The sequence below is a fragment of the Amycolatopsis sp. CFH S0740 genome (assembly GCF_004522315.1).
Lineage (GTDB): Bacteria > Actinomycetota > Actinomycetes > Mycobacteriales > Pseudonocardiaceae > Amycolatopsis > Amycolatopsis nivea.
The window spans coordinates 73,016-85,511 of the sequence record NZ_SDLS01000027.1 but is presented as its reverse complement, the minus strand read 5'-3'; the positions used below and the strand labels follow the sequence as shown (position 1 = coordinate 85,511).

General features: G+C 71.1%; 11 protein-coding genes. 4 read left to right on the top strand and 7 right to left on the bottom strand.

From position 1 onward, the window contains the following. The 4 genes from EIZ45_RS34595 to EIZ45_RS34580 all read right to left on the bottom strand — a co-directional run bounded on the left by EIZ45_RS34595 (position 1) and on the right by EIZ45_RS34580 (position 3,083). Positions 1–738 carry an ABC transporter permease gene (locus EIZ45_RS34595; RefSeq protein ID WP_134667996.1) on the bottom strand — a complete coding sequence of 246 codons (738 nt, stop codon included), beginning with the start codon at positions 736–738 and terminating at the stop codon, positions 1–3. A 13-nt stretch (positions 739–751) separates the two neighbouring features. Further along, complete coding sequence (locus EIZ45_RS34590) at positions 752–1,657, bottom strand: ABC transporter ATP-binding protein (RefSeq protein ID WP_037818111.1); 906 nt, start codon at positions 1,655–1,657, stop codon at positions 752–754. A gap of 71 nt (positions 1,658–1,728) precedes the next feature. Beyond that, positions 1,729–2,484: a class I SAM-dependent methyltransferase gene (locus EIZ45_RS34585; protein ID WP_134667995.1), complete on the bottom strand. Its 756-nt coding sequence runs from the start codon at positions 2,482–2,484 to the stop codon at positions 1,729–1,731. A gap of 80 nt (positions 2,485–2,564) precedes the next feature. Beyond that, entirely contained in the window at positions 2,565–3,083 is a 519-nt protein-coding gene (locus EIZ45_RS34580) for a DUF402 domain-containing protein (protein ID WP_134667994.1), read from the bottom strand. A gap of 114 nt (positions 3,084–3,197) precedes the next feature. On the opposite strand from EIZ45_RS34580, the gene EIZ45_RS34575 reads away from it, so the two are divergent. The 4 genes from EIZ45_RS34575 (at position 3,198) to EIZ45_RS34560 (ending at position 7,580) form a co-directional block, all read left to right on the top strand. Further along, the gene (locus EIZ45_RS34575) at positions 3,198–4,610 is read left to right on the top strand and encodes a DUF5685 family protein (RefSeq protein ID WP_134667993.1); all 1,413 of its coding nucleotides are present in this window, start codon (positions 3,198–3,200) and stop codon (positions 4,608–4,610) included. A gap of 112 nt (positions 4,611–4,722) precedes the next feature. After that, positions 4,723–6,882, top strand: a complete 2,160-nt coding sequence (gene uvrB / locus EIZ45_RS34570) for an excinuclease ABC subunit UvrB (protein WP_037818116.1) — start codon at positions 4,723–4,725, stop codon at positions 6,880–6,882. 27 nt (positions 6,883–6,909) lie between these two features. Then, positions 6,910–7,182, top strand: coding sequence for a type II toxin-antitoxin system VapB family antitoxin (locus EIZ45_RS34565; RefSeq protein ID WP_037818117.1), 273 nt, complete (start codon positions 6,910–6,912; stop codon positions 7,180–7,182). Further along, complete coding sequence (locus EIZ45_RS34560) at positions 7,179–7,580, top strand: type II toxin-antitoxin system VapC family toxin (protein ID WP_134667992.1); 402 nt, start codon at positions 7,179–7,181, stop codon at positions 7,578–7,580. The genes EIZ45_RS34565 and EIZ45_RS34560 overlap by 4 nt, the downstream gene beginning before the upstream one ends. A 181-nt stretch (positions 7,581–7,761) precedes the next feature. Here EIZ45_RS34560 and EIZ45_RS34555 read toward each other — a convergent pair whose 3' ends face one another. The 3 genes from EIZ45_RS34555 to EIZ45_RS34545 are packed head-to-tail and all read right to left on the bottom strand — an operon-like array spanning position 7,762 to position 12,345. Beyond that, positions 7,762–8,517, bottom strand: a complete 756-nt coding sequence (locus EIZ45_RS34555; RefSeq protein WP_370318223.1) for an enoyl-CoA hydratase/isomerase family protein — start codon at positions 8,515–8,517, stop codon at positions 7,762–7,764. A gap of 25 nt (positions 8,518–8,542) precedes the next feature. Beyond that, positions 8,543–9,481 (bottom strand): ABC transporter permease, encoded by a 939-nt coding sequence (locus EIZ45_RS34550; RefSeq protein WP_037818120.1) that lies wholly within the window; start codon positions 9,479–9,481, stop codon positions 8,543–8,545. Continuing rightward, positions 9,478–12,345, bottom strand: coding sequence for an alpha/beta fold hydrolase (locus EIZ45_RS34545; RefSeq protein WP_134667990.1), 2,868 nt, complete (start codon positions 12,343–12,345; stop codon positions 9,478–9,480). The genes EIZ45_RS34550 and EIZ45_RS34545 overlap by 4 nt, the downstream gene beginning before the upstream one ends. Between the last annotated feature and the right edge of the window lie 151 nt (positions 12,346–12,496).

The following is a 12,496-nucleotide window of genomic DNA, read 5'->3' as shown; positions in this document are numbered from 1 at the left end:
TCACTCCCAGCGGAAGAATCGGGCGGCGAGCGTCGAGCACGCGATGGCGAACACCGCGAGGGCCACCATCGGCAGCAAGTGCGGTGCGTGTCCGGCGGCGGTGTCGCGGAGGCTGCCGAGCGTCGCCCCGAGCGGCAGGACGTCAGCGATGTGCTGCAGCACCGGGGACAGTTGCTCCTTCGGCACCCAGACGCCGCCGAGCGCGAGCATCGGGAAGAACACCGCCGCGCCGATCCCGTTCGCCGCGCGGGCGCTCGGGACGAACGCGGCGAGCAGCGTGCCCATCGAGAACAGCGACACCGCGCCGAGCAGTGTGACCGCGAGGAAGCCGCCCGGATTCTTCGGCAGGGCCATGCCGAGTGCGATCGTGCCCACCCCCACGACGAGCACGATCGCGACCACGGCGCTGGCGAGGTTCACCAGCAGTTGCGCGGCGAGCAGCCGCGACGGCGGCATCGGGCTGGCGGCCAGCCGCTTCAGGACCCCCTTCTCCCGGTGCGAGGCCATCGCGGCCGGCAGCATGTACACCGCGAGCATGCCGAGCAGGAGCGCCACCGCCATCGGCGCGATCACCGTGGCCAGCGGCGACTCGCCGCCGTACTGGGCGCTCGGCTCGCGCGACCCCGGCATCAGCCCGAACACCAGCAGCAGCGCCAGCGGGATCCCGAGCACCGCGGCGGGCGCGCCCGGGTCGCGGAGGAAGATCTTCGCCTCGGCGACAGTCAGGTTCGAGAGCATTTCCAGGTCCCCCTCAGTCCAGTTTCCGGCCGGTCAGCGCGACGAACGCGTCGTCGAGGCTGGCCTGCTCCACCCGCAGATCCCCCGCGACGACGCCGGTGCGGGCGAGGAACGACGTCACCGCCTGCAGCGCGCCGTCGCCTCCGGTCACCACGAGGTGCGCGCCGTTCCGCTCGACCTTCCGCACGCTCGGCAGCCCGGCCAGCGCCTGCGGGTCCACCGGCGCGGACGGGCGGAACCGGATGCGCTGCTCCCCGCCGACCCGGCCGACCAGCCCCGCCGGGGTGTCGGTCGCGACGACGCGCCCGGCGTCGATCACCGCGATCCGGTCGCACAGCCGTTCCGCCTCCTCCATGAAGTGCGTGACGAGCACGACCGTCACGCCTTCCGCGCGGACGGCTTCGACGAGGTCCCAGGTGTCGCGGCGGGCCTGCGGGTCGAGACCGGTGGTCAGTTCGTCGAGCACCACCACCTCGGGGCTGCCGATCAGCGCGAGCGCGATCGACACGCGCTGCTGCTGGCCGCCGGAAAGCTTGCGGTAGAAGGTGTTCCGCTGTTCGGTGAGCCCGAGCATCCCCATCAGCCGCGCCGGATCGGCCGGCGTGCGGTACATCGCGGCGAACAGGTCGAGCACCTCGCGGACGCGCAACCGGTCGGGCAGCCGGCTTTCCTGCAACTGGACGCCGAGGCGCTGGCGCAGTTCGCGGACGTCGCGCCGCGGGTCGAGCCCGAGCACCGAAACGGTGCCGCCGTCGGGGGAGCGCAGGCCCTCGACGCATTCCACCGTGGTGGTCTTGCCCGCGCCGTTCGGGCCGAGGATCCCGAAGATCTCGCCCTGTTCGACGGTGAACGAAACGTCTTCCACGGCGGTCTTCTCGCGATAGCGTTTATGGAGGTTCCGCACCTCGATGACCGGCATTGCCTGGGAGTCCCCTCTCGAATCGCAGCGGTTGCTGCCTTCGAGAATCCCGGCCGGAGCGGCCGATCGGATCAGCGGAACGGCGCGACTTCCGGTCCACCGGCTGTCCGCCGCGCATCCACCGATCGGTGGATGCGGAAGTAGATCATCGGGTTGTCGCGCCCGGTGTGCACGGTGCTGTCGACGCCGAGTTCGCGCCTGAGTTCGTCGAGGCAAGCGTACGCGTGTTTCGCGCGGGCGCGTGCCGCGGTGAAGTACGGGGTCTGCGTTTTTTCCAGCCAGCGCACCACTTCGGTGCCTTCGGTGAACGGCAGCGGGGTGGCGCGATGGAACACGTCGTGCACGCTCACCGCGGCGTCGATCTTCGGGAAGACGTCGGAGAGGTACCACCTCGCGAAGCGCGCGCCGTGGTCGGCGTCGATGAAGAGATAGTCCACATCGGACAGCACCGCGCCGGCGAGGGTGCGCGCGTCGCCCTGGCGGAACTCCCAGCGGCCCTTCGCCAGTGCGTGCGGGACGGTCTTGGTGGCGTTGCCGATGAGGTCGATCGTGGTCAGCTTGCCGGTGCCGTTGTCCGCGAGCGCGCGAAGGATCCAGCTCGTCGACCACCCGTGCAGCGAACCGATCTCCACGACTTTCTCCGGGCGCAGGTGCCGCAGGAGCAGGTAGGTGATCTCCGCCTCGACGTCGTCCAGTTGCGTCTTCATCGCCGGATGCGCGTTGCGGTGCGCCCGCTGAGCGTCCTTCGCGGCACGCAACGCTTCGGTGTGTTCGCGGTACAGCGAGCGGACGAGGTCGAGCGTCACCTGGTGTGCGGTTCGTTCCATGCCGCTGATCGTGGCCGGGCGAGCCGCCCCGGGTAATCCGGCTGACCGCCGGGCGGGGGAGGGGAATCCCCCGTTCCCGGTTAGGGATGCCTGCGCCAGCCGAGCGTCATGTCCTTTGTGGACAGCCAGGCGGCGAGGTCGTATCCGTGCGCGGCGAGGCCCTCGACGGCGGAGTAGGCGACTTCGAGCGCGTACTCGCCGTCTTGCTGCGAGAGCAGGTTCCCGGCGACGGCGGCGAGCAGTTCGTCGGTGTCGATCACCCGGACCGAGATCTTGTCCTTGAGCACGAGGTCGAGGTAGAGGTCGGTCGCGACCCAGCGCGGGCCGTCGCGGTGCACGCGCACGACGTCGAGGTAGAAGTCCTGGTCGCGTTCGTGGCCGGGGCTGAACCAGAAGTCGGTGATCCGCAGCCCGAGTCCCGGCAGCAGCCAGGACTCGAGGTAGTGGAACTGCGCCCGCCCCGGCGCCGGGCGCGCCAGGTACAGGCCGAACGGCTCCTCGCGGAACTCGTCCACGTCGCGGCGGATGCCCTTGTTGTCGATGTTCACGCGGGCGGCCGGGTCGAACCTCTCGACCTTGGGCGGGTGCAGATCGGTCATCCGCCCATCCTGCCTTGCCCGCGCCCTTCGCGAGAATCGCCGGAACCCGGGTCAGGGGTCCGGCCGGCGGGCTAAAGTTCGCGGGTCATTCGGTTCTCCTGGGGGTACGCGCACTTGTTCGGGATCATCAGACCCTGCCGGCACCGGCTGGCCGGCCGGCTGCACGCGGACTGGATGGCGCACCTGTGCGGCCTCTGCCTCGCGCTGCGCGACCAGCACGGGCAGTTCGCCCGCGTCGTGACGAACTACGACGCGCTGATCGTGTCGGCGCTGGTCGAGGCGCAGACGCCGAGCGGACCCCGGCGGGCCGCGGGACCGTGCCCGCTGCGGTCGATGCGCCCGGCGTCGGTCGCGGTCGGCGACGGAGCCCGGCTTGCCGCGGCGGTGTCGCTGGTGCTGGCCTCGGCGAAGGTGGACGACCACGTCGCCGACCGGGACGGCGCTTTCGCCCGGCGTCCGGTCGCCGGTGCGGCACGGCTCGTCGCCCGACGCTGGGCCGCGCAGGGCGGCCGGACGGGTGCGGACATCGGCTTCGACACCGCGGTCCTGACCGAAGCGGTCGGCCGCCAGGGCGAGCTGGAACGCGCGATGCGCGCCGGGGACTCGCCGTTGCTGGCGACCGAACCGGCTGAGCTGGCTTCGTCCGCGGCGTTCGCGCAGACCGCGGTGATCGCCGGACGCCCGGGCAACCGCGCACCTCTCGCCGAGGCCGGACGGCTGTTCGGCCGGGTGGCCCACCTGCTCGACGCGGTGGAGGACCTGGCCGCGGATGCCGCGTCCGGGTCCTGGAATCCGTTGCTGGCCACGGGAACCGCGCTGGACGAGGCCCACCGGCTGTGCTCGGACGCGGTGCTCGGGGTCGAGCTGGCGTTGCGCGAGGCCGAGTTCACCGATTCGGCGTTGGTGCACGCGTTGCTGGTGCACGAGCTGCGGCAGGCGGTGCGGCGGGCGTTCGGGCATCACCACCTGCACGGCCAGCAGCCGCCGCCCGGGTGGATCGGGCCGGGGCCGACGCCGCAGCAGTCGCCTTACGGACCGGGGCCCGGGCAGCCGGGGATGCCCGCGTCGTGGCCGCCGCCGGGGACGCCCGCGTACGGGCCGCCGCCGGGAACGCCTGCGTACGGGCCGCCGCCCGGCTACGGGGCTCCGGTGCCTGGGTACGGACCTGCGGGCATGCCCGGATCCGGCGGTCCTCCCGGACCTGGTGGGCCGGGCGGTCCTGGCGGCCCGGGTGGTCCAGGTGGGCCCGGTGGCCCGGACGGTCCCGAGCCGCCGGAAGGCGGGGATTCGCTGGACGGCAAGGGCGGCGGCTGCTGGGTGCCGAAGTTCGCCGTCCCGCCGAAACGCCGGAACTTCTTCGCGGGCTGCGCGATCGCGACGTACATGTGCTGCTCCTGCCAGTTCTGCTGCCGCGACCCGTACCCGGGCCCCTGGAGCGGCGAACCGAACAGCGGCAGCTGCGACTGCTGCGATTGCGGCGGATGCGACTGCGATTGCTGCGGCGGGTGCGACTGCTGCAGCTGCTGAGCCGTCCGCGGGGTCCCCGCACCGCCGTCCGGGGAGCCCGCGAGGACGACAGATCCCCAGCTCAGCGGGGCCGTCGCGGAAATTGTCGGTGCCCCGGCCTACCCTGGTTCCCGTGGCTTTCGCAACCGAACACCCCGTCCTCGCCCAGTCCGACTTCCGCCCCGTCTCCGAGGTGCCTCGCGCCGGCGGCCGGTTCGAGGTCGTCAGCGAGTACCAGCCCGCGGGCGACCAGCCCGCGGCCATCGACGATCTCGAACGCCGGATCAAGGCGGGCGAGAAAGACGTCGTGCTGCTGGGCGCCACCGGCACCGGCAAATCGGCCACCACCGCGTGGCTGATCGAACGCGTCCAGCGGCCCACCCTGGTGATGGCGCCGAACAAGACGCTGGCCGCGCAGCTGGCCAACGAGCTGCGCGAGCTGTTCCCGCACAACGCGGTCGAATACTTCGTCAGCTACTACGACTACTACCAGCCCGAGGCGTACATCGCGCAGACGGACACGTACATCGAGAAGGACTCGTCGATCAACGACGACGTCGAGCGGCTGCGCCACTCCGCCACGATGAACCTGCTCTCGCGCCGCGACGTCATCGTGGTCGCGTCGGTGTCCTGCATCTACGGCCTCGGCACGCCGCAGTCGTACCTCGACCGGTCCACGAAGCTGGAGGTCGGCGGCACGGTGGAGCGCGACGTGCTGCTGCGCGCGCTGGTCGACGTGCAGTACTCGCGCAACGACATCGCCTTCGCGCGCGGCACGTTCCGCGTCCGCGGCGACACGGTGGAGATCATCCCGGCGTACGAGGAGCTGGCGATCCGCGTCGAGTTCTTCGGCGACGAGATCGACAAGCTGTACTACCTGCACCCGCTCACCGGCGACATCGTGCGCGAGGTCGACGAGGTCCGGATCTTCCCGGCCACGCACTACGTCGCCGGGCCGGAGCGGATGGAGAAGGCGATCCGCGGCATCGAGGCCGAACTGGAGGAGCGGCTGGCCGAGCTGGAGAAGCAGGGCAAGCTGCTGGAGGCCCAGCGGCTGCGCATGCGCACCGCCTACGACATCGAGATGATGCGCCAGGTCGGCTTCTGCTCCGGCATCGAGAACTACTCGCGGCACATCGACGGCCGCGGCGCGGGTTCCGCGCCCGCCACGCTCATCGACTACTTCCCGGAAGACTTCCTGCTGGTCATCGACGAATCGCACCAGACGGTGCCGCAGATCGGCGGCATGTACGAGGGCGACATGAGCCGCAAGCGCAACCTCGTCGACTACGGGTTCCGGCTGCCCAGCGCGGTCGACAACCGGCCGCTCACCTGGGAGGAGTTCTCCGACCGGATCGGGCAGACGGTGTACCTGTCGGCGACGCCGGGCCCGTACGAGATGGGGCAGACCGGCGGCGAGTTCGTCGAGCAGGTCATCCGGCCCACCGGCCTGGTCGACCCGAAGGTGGTCGTGAAGCCCACCGAGGGGCAGATCGACGACCTGGTGCACGAGATCCGCGAGCGCGCGGACAAGGACGAGCGCGTCCTGGTCACCACGCTCACCAAGAAGATGGCCGAGGACCTCACGGACTACCTGCTGGAGCTGGGCATCCGCGTCCGGTACCTGCACTCGGAGGTCGACACGCTGCGCCGGGTCGAGCTGCTGCGCCAGCTGCGCGCGGGCGACTACGACGTCCTGGTCGGCATCAACCTGCTGCGCGAGGGCCTCGACCTGCCCGAGGTGTCGCTGGTCGCGATCCTCGACGCGGACAAGGAAGGCTTCCTGCGCAGCGGAACCTCGCTGATCCAGACCATCGGCCGCGCGGCGCGGAACGTGTCCGGCGAGGTCCACATGTACGCGGACAAGATCACCGACTCGATGAAGTACGCGATCGACGAGACCGACCGCCGCCGCGCCAAGCAGGTCGCCTACAACGAGGAACGCGGCCTCGACCCGCAGCCGCTGCGCAAGAAGATCGCCGACATCCTCGACCGCGTCTACACCGAAGCGGAAGACTCCGACGAGGCGGTCGCGGTAGGCGGCTCGGGCCGCAACGCCTCGCGCGGCAAGAAGCCGGAACAGGGCGACCGCGTCCGCAGCTCGGGCATGCTCACCGACAAGAACGTGGGGTCGATGCCGCGCGCCGAACTGGCCGACCTGATCCAGCAGATGACCGACCAGATGATGCAGGCCGCCCGCGACCTGCAGTTCGAACTGGCCGCCCGGCTGCGCGACGAGGTCTCCGACCTGAAGAAGGAACTGCGGGGGATGGACGCGGCCGGAATCAAGTAATTACACCGTTTCCGGTACCATTACACCATGGCGATGAACATCAAGGATCCGGAAACGGAGCGCCTGGCCGCGGAGGTGGCCGAGCTGACCGGCACCACCAAAACCGGCGCGGTCCGCGAGTCTCTTCAGCTGCGCCGGGACCAGCTGCGCAAACACGAGGACGCCGAACAGCGGCTGAAGCGGCTGCGCCGGATGCTCGAAGAGGAGATCTGGCCGCTCATCCCGCCCGAGGAGCTGGGAAAGCCGCTCTCCAAGGAGGAGGAAGAAGACATTCTCGGATTCGGGCCGGAGGGCGTGTGATCGTCGACAGCTCCGCGATCGTGGCGATTCTCCTGCGCGAGCCGGGCCACGAGCGCCTCGAAGAACGCCTCGCCGAGGCGACCGCGCCGAGAATCGGCGCGCCGACCTTGGTGGAGGTAAGCGTCGTCTTGACGGCGCGGCTCGGTTCCCGGGGAAGGCTGGCCCTGGCCAGGTTCATGCAGGAGAACCACATCGCGGTGGTCCCTTTCACCGAGGAACACAGCGAGATCGCCACCGACGCCTTCGGCCAGTTCGGGAAGGGACGCCATCCGGCAAAGCTGAATCTCGGCGACTGCTACAGCTACGCCACCGCCAAGCTTGCCGGGGAACCGCTGCTCTGCATCGGCGACGATTTCCCGCAGACCGACCTGGAGCTGGTCAAGCTCGAGGAGAACTGACGGCGATCAGCCGGGCGGGCCCCCAGCCGGGGGTGCGCTCCAAGCTGAGGCACCCCCGGTTCCCGGACCCTCGTATCGACTTTCACAGAAACATGCGCCCGAAGCAATGGGTTCGAGGGCAGAGCCGAGGCAAGAAAGTCTCCTGTCCGCGGTCGGCATCGGCGAACGAAGGCCGAAAGGGTCAGTGCTTCAGCACCTTCTCCACGTACGCCTTCACCGCCGCGAGCGCCGGTTCGGACCGCCACAAACGCTCTACCTGCGCGTCGTCGGACACGCGGTTCTCCGCGATCCGCTGGTGGTACGGCTGCCGCAGCTGCTGCTTCGTGTGTGCGAAGGCCTCCGCGGGCAGTTCGCCGAGCCGGGAAGCCAGTTCGCGGGCCCGGGTAAGCACCTCGTCGGCGGGCACGATCTCGTCGACCAGGCCGCGGGGGAGCGCGTCGGCCATGGTGACCGTCGCGCCGCTGTAGATCAGGGACGGCAGTGGCGTCGTGCCGTACGTGCAGCGCAGGATTTCCAGTGCCGACAACGGGAACGGCACGCCCACCAGCAGCTCCGTCACGCCGATGCGGCCGGGGCCGTCCGCGGCGATCCGGTGGTCGCACGCCGCCGCCAGGACCATGCCGCCCGCGATCGCGTGGCCGTTCACCGCCGCCACCACCGGGCGCGGGAAGCCGAACACGGCCAGGAACGCGTCCGACAGCGCGGGCAGGAAATCGCCGACGTAGCGCGCGCCGCCCTCGTCGATCGCGAGCAGGTCCACTCCGGCGGAGAACATGTCGCCCGCACCGGTGAGCACGACCGCGCGCGCCCCGGCAGCTTCGGCCTCTTCGAGTCTGATCACCAGTTCTTTGCAGGTGGCGGTGTCGAGGGTGTTGCCGCGCCCGTGTTCGAGGGTCACGAGTGCGACGCCGGCGTCGAGTTCCAGGTGGATCGTCACGCGCCGAACCGTACCGGACATCCGCCTAGCTGGTGACGTCCTTCCGCGCGAACCGGCGGCCCGCCAGCAGCAGGAACACCGTCGTGTAGATGACCGACGACAGCACTCCGCTGGCCAGGTTCGTCCAGTCGATGTCGGTGGAGATCAGGTCGATCCAGGCGAACGAATAATGCGTCGGCAGATAGTTCCGCAGACCCTCCAACGCGGTGATCTGGTCGAGGATCTGGGACAGGATCGCCACCAGCACGGTCCCGCCGACCGCGCCCAGCGGGGCCTCCGTCGACACGCTCAGCAGCAGCGCGAGCCCGGCGACCCAGGCCAGCTGCACCACGATGTACACAGTGGACATCAGCAGCGCCAGCAGGCTGTCGCCGAAGCCGACCGCGTCGCCGGTGGGGCTGATCGCGTCGCCCGCGCCGTACCAGATGATGCCGACCAGCAGCGAAACCACCGGCAGCAGCACCAGCGCGGCGATGGACAGCAGCCCGGACACCGCGGCCTTCTGCCGCAGCAGCCGCTGCCGCGGCACCGGGATCGCCAGCAGGTACTTCAGGCTCGACCACGACGATTCGCTCGCGATCGTGTCGCCGAAGAACAACGCGACGATCATCGGCAGCAGGAACGTGCCGGACACGAAGAACGCGAGCACCACGAAGTTCGGCGCGCTCGCCGTCGCGAGGTCCACGAACCCGCCGGTGCGGCGGTTCGGATTCGCCTGCCCGATCTGGAACGCCACCACGAGGATGAACGGCAGCACCGCGACGAACGCCAGCACCAGCTGGGTCCGCCTGCGGCGCAGCTGCCGTTTCAGCTCCACGCCGAGCCGCAGCGTCCGGTCGGCCCGGTAGCCCGCGACCGCGCCGTCCGGGCCGACCTCGGCCGGTTCCGCGGTGGCCAGGTCGCTCAGTTCCTGCAGTGCGGCCGGGTCGGTGTGCACCCCGCCGGAACCGTTGCCCTCGCTCATGAATCCTCTCCCACCAGCTGCAGGAACGCGTCTTCGAGCCGGCGGCGCGGCCCGGCCTGCTCGACCGCGACCCCGGCGCGCACGAGCGCCGCGACCGCGTCGGCGCGCGGCATCCCGTCGAGGTTCGCGTGCACCAGATCGCCTTCGGTCTCGATGTCCGACACCCCGCCGACGCTCTTGAGCGTCGCCGCGGCCGCCGCCGAGTCGTCCACCCGGAACGTGGCCTCGCCGCTCGAGGCCGCCAGCTCGCCGACCTCGCCCGAGGCTACGAGCCTCCCGCGGTGCATGACCACGACGTGCGAACACGTCTGCTCGACCTCGGCCAGGAGGTGGCTCGAGACGACGACGGTGCGCCCGGTGGCGGCGTAGCGCTGCAGGACTTCGCGCATCTGGTGGATCTGCGGCGGGTCGAGCCCGTTGGTCGGTTCGTCGAGCACCATCAGCTCCGGCAGCCCGAGCATCGCCTGCGCGATCGCGAGCCGCTGCCGCATGCCCTGGCTGTAGGTCTTCACCCGCCGGTGCACCGCGTCGCCGAGCCCGGCGATCTCCAGCGCCTCGGTGAAATGCGCCTTCTCGGCAGGCCGCCCGGTCGCCGCCCAGTACAGCTCCAGGTTCGCCTTGCCGGACAGATGCGGCAGGAATCCCGAGCCCTCGACGAACGACCCGATCCGCGACAGCACCGGCGCGCCCGGCGCGATCCGGTGGCCGAACACGCGGATCTCGCCCGCGGTCGGCGTGATCAGGCCCATCAGCATCCGCAGCGTGGTCGTCTTGCCCGCGCCGTTCGGCCCGAGCAGCCCGAGCACCTGGCCCGGTTCGACGCGGAACGACAGGTCCGCCACCGCGGTGAACCCGCCCGCGTACTGCTTGCGCAGCCCCTTGATCACCAGCGGCGTGTCCGCGAGCTCCGGGTCGACGTCGTGCGCCCGCCGGCGGCGGATCGCCGCGACCGCGACGAACGCGATCGCGACCAGCAGCGTCGCGCCGATGCCGATCAGCTGCCCGACCGGCAGGGGAGCGCCGACCGAAGCGCCGGGCACCACCGGGACGGCGAGCGCCGCGCCCGGCGCGAGCCCGACCCGGAACACGCCCGGCTGCGCCGGCACCGAGTACGCCTGGTCCGTCGTGCCCACCACGAGCCGCAGCGAATGCCCCGAGTCGATCGGCCGCACGACGCCCGGCAGCGTCACCGTGACGTCGACCGGCGTGCCGTCCGCGGGCAGCCCGGTGACCCGGAACGGCGCGACCGCGTTCGCGGGCAGCACGCGGGTGCCGTCCTGACCGACGTCGTACAGCTTCGCGAACAGCACCGCCTCCGGCTGCGGATGCGCCGGGTCGGTCGCGACCTGCAACCGGACCGTGCTCGAACCGGACAGCAGCACCTGGCTGTCGAACGGCGCGGTGCCGAACTGCGCGGCTTGGCCCGGCGGGTCGCTGCTGAACAGCGGAGCCAGCCGGGAGGTGCCCGCCGCGAGTCCGTTGAGCCCCGGAATTCCGCTCACCGCGGCCGGATTCGCGCCCGCGGGCCGGACGATCGGCTGCGCCGGACCGGTGAGCGCAACCTGCCTCCGCTCGGTTCCCGCGCCGCTGAGGCCCGGGTACGCGGCGGCATTGACCGTGCGCACCGACGGGGTTCCGTTGGCGCGCAACGTGCCTTGGACGTCGTAGCTGAATCCGTGGCCGGGGTCGCCCTGGCCGGTGAGCGACGACCACAGGAAGTCGCCGATCTTCGCGCGCAGCTGCGGTCCGGGGACCCCGCCGTCGTGCCCGCCGGTGTACCAGATCGTGCGCACCGATCCGCCCGTCGCGGTGATCTGCCGCGCGGTGGCGTCGGATTGGTCGAGCCCGAAGAGCGTGTCGCTCTCACCCTGGACGAGCAGCGTCGGCGCGGTGATCTTGCCGGTGACCGACGAGGGGGAGACGCGGTGCAGCAGCGCGACCGTCTCCGGGCTGGCCTTGCCGGTGGTCGCGAGTTCCGCGTACGCCTTGCACACCGCCGCGGTGAACCGGCCGCACGGATCCGCGGACGGACGCTCGGCTCGGGCACCAGCCGGTGGCGCGGCGGCTTGCGGCGCGGTGCCGCCGCTGTTGCCCGCGGTGCTGCCGTTGTCGTTGGTCTTCTGTCCCGCTTCCGGCGCTTCGGCGGACGGTGTGCTCGCCGCGGCCGCGCCCGAACCGGCGGAGAAGAAGATGCCCGCCCAGCTCTTCTTGAAGACGCCGTCCGGCGAGAACGCGCCCGCCGCCGGGGTCTTCGCCGACGGAGCGGTCGCCGCCGCGGCGTTCGGAACGAGGGCCTGGCCGAGGTCGTTGTAGGTGATCACCGGCGCGAGCGCGCGCACCCGGTGGTCGGTCCCGGCGAGCAGCAACGACAGCGAACCGCCGTACGACGCCCCGGTCACGCCGATCTCGGGCGCGCCGTCGGAGCCGGTCGCCACGTCGTGGCTCGCCGCCAGCCGGTCGACCAGCCTGCGCGCGTCGGCGACCTCGCCGTCGGGGTCGTTGAGCCCGATTTTGCCGGTGCTGTGCCCGAATCCGCGCGCGGACCAGGTGAGCACCACGAACCCGCGCTGCGCCAGTTCGCGCGCCTGCGGGTCCACACTGGACTTGTCGCCGCCGAAGCCGTGCGCGAGCAGCACGGCGGGCGCGGGCGTGTGTTCGGGGTAATAGGTGGTGGTGTCGATCCGCACCTGGTCGGGGGAACCAGGTGCGGCCGGCATCGAGAGGAAGGCGTCCTGGGTGCGGACCGGCGCGGGACCGCGGTCGCGAGTCGCCCAGACAGTCACCGCGGCAGCGGCGACCAGCACCACGGCGGCGACGGCGGCGAGCCGGGAGCCGCGGGTGCGGGGAAGCGGGATTCGGGGCACGACGCGACGTTATGACGATTTTGCTGAGAACGGTGACGCGGCCTCACACGGATTTCACGGCACGGGAACCACCACCTCGGGATCGGCTTGAAGGCGATCCCGCACGAGGCGGCGGAGCCCACGCCATCAATACGGTGACGTGGGCAACCTC

What these genes read in the sequence shown, in the direction of transcription:
- EIZ45_RS34595 (WP_134667996.1), bottom strand. Translation starts at nt 738, where the DNA reads ATGCTCTCGAACCTGACTGTCGCCGAGGCGAAGATCTTCCTCCGCGAC.
- EIZ45_RS34590 (WP_037818111.1), bottom strand. Translation starts at nt 1,657, where the DNA reads ATGCCGGTCATCGAGGTGCGGAACCTCCATAAACGCTATCGCGAGAAG.
- EIZ45_RS34585 (WP_134667995.1), bottom strand. Translation starts at nt 2,484, where the DNA reads ATGGAACGAACCGCACACCAGGTGACGCTCGACCTCGTCCGCTCGCTG.
- EIZ45_RS34580 (WP_134667994.1), bottom strand. Translation starts at nt 3,083, where the DNA reads ATGACCGATCTGCACCCGCCCAAGGTCGAGAGGTTCGACCCGGCCGCC.
- EIZ45_RS34565 (WP_037818117.1), top strand. Translation starts at nt 6,910, where the DNA reads ATGGCGATGAACATCAAGGATCCGGAAACGGAGCGCCTGGCCGCGGAG.
- EIZ45_RS34550 (WP_037818120.1), bottom strand. Translation starts at nt 9,481, where the DNA reads ATGAGCGAGGGCAACGGTTCCGGCGGGGTGCACACCGACCCGGCCGCA.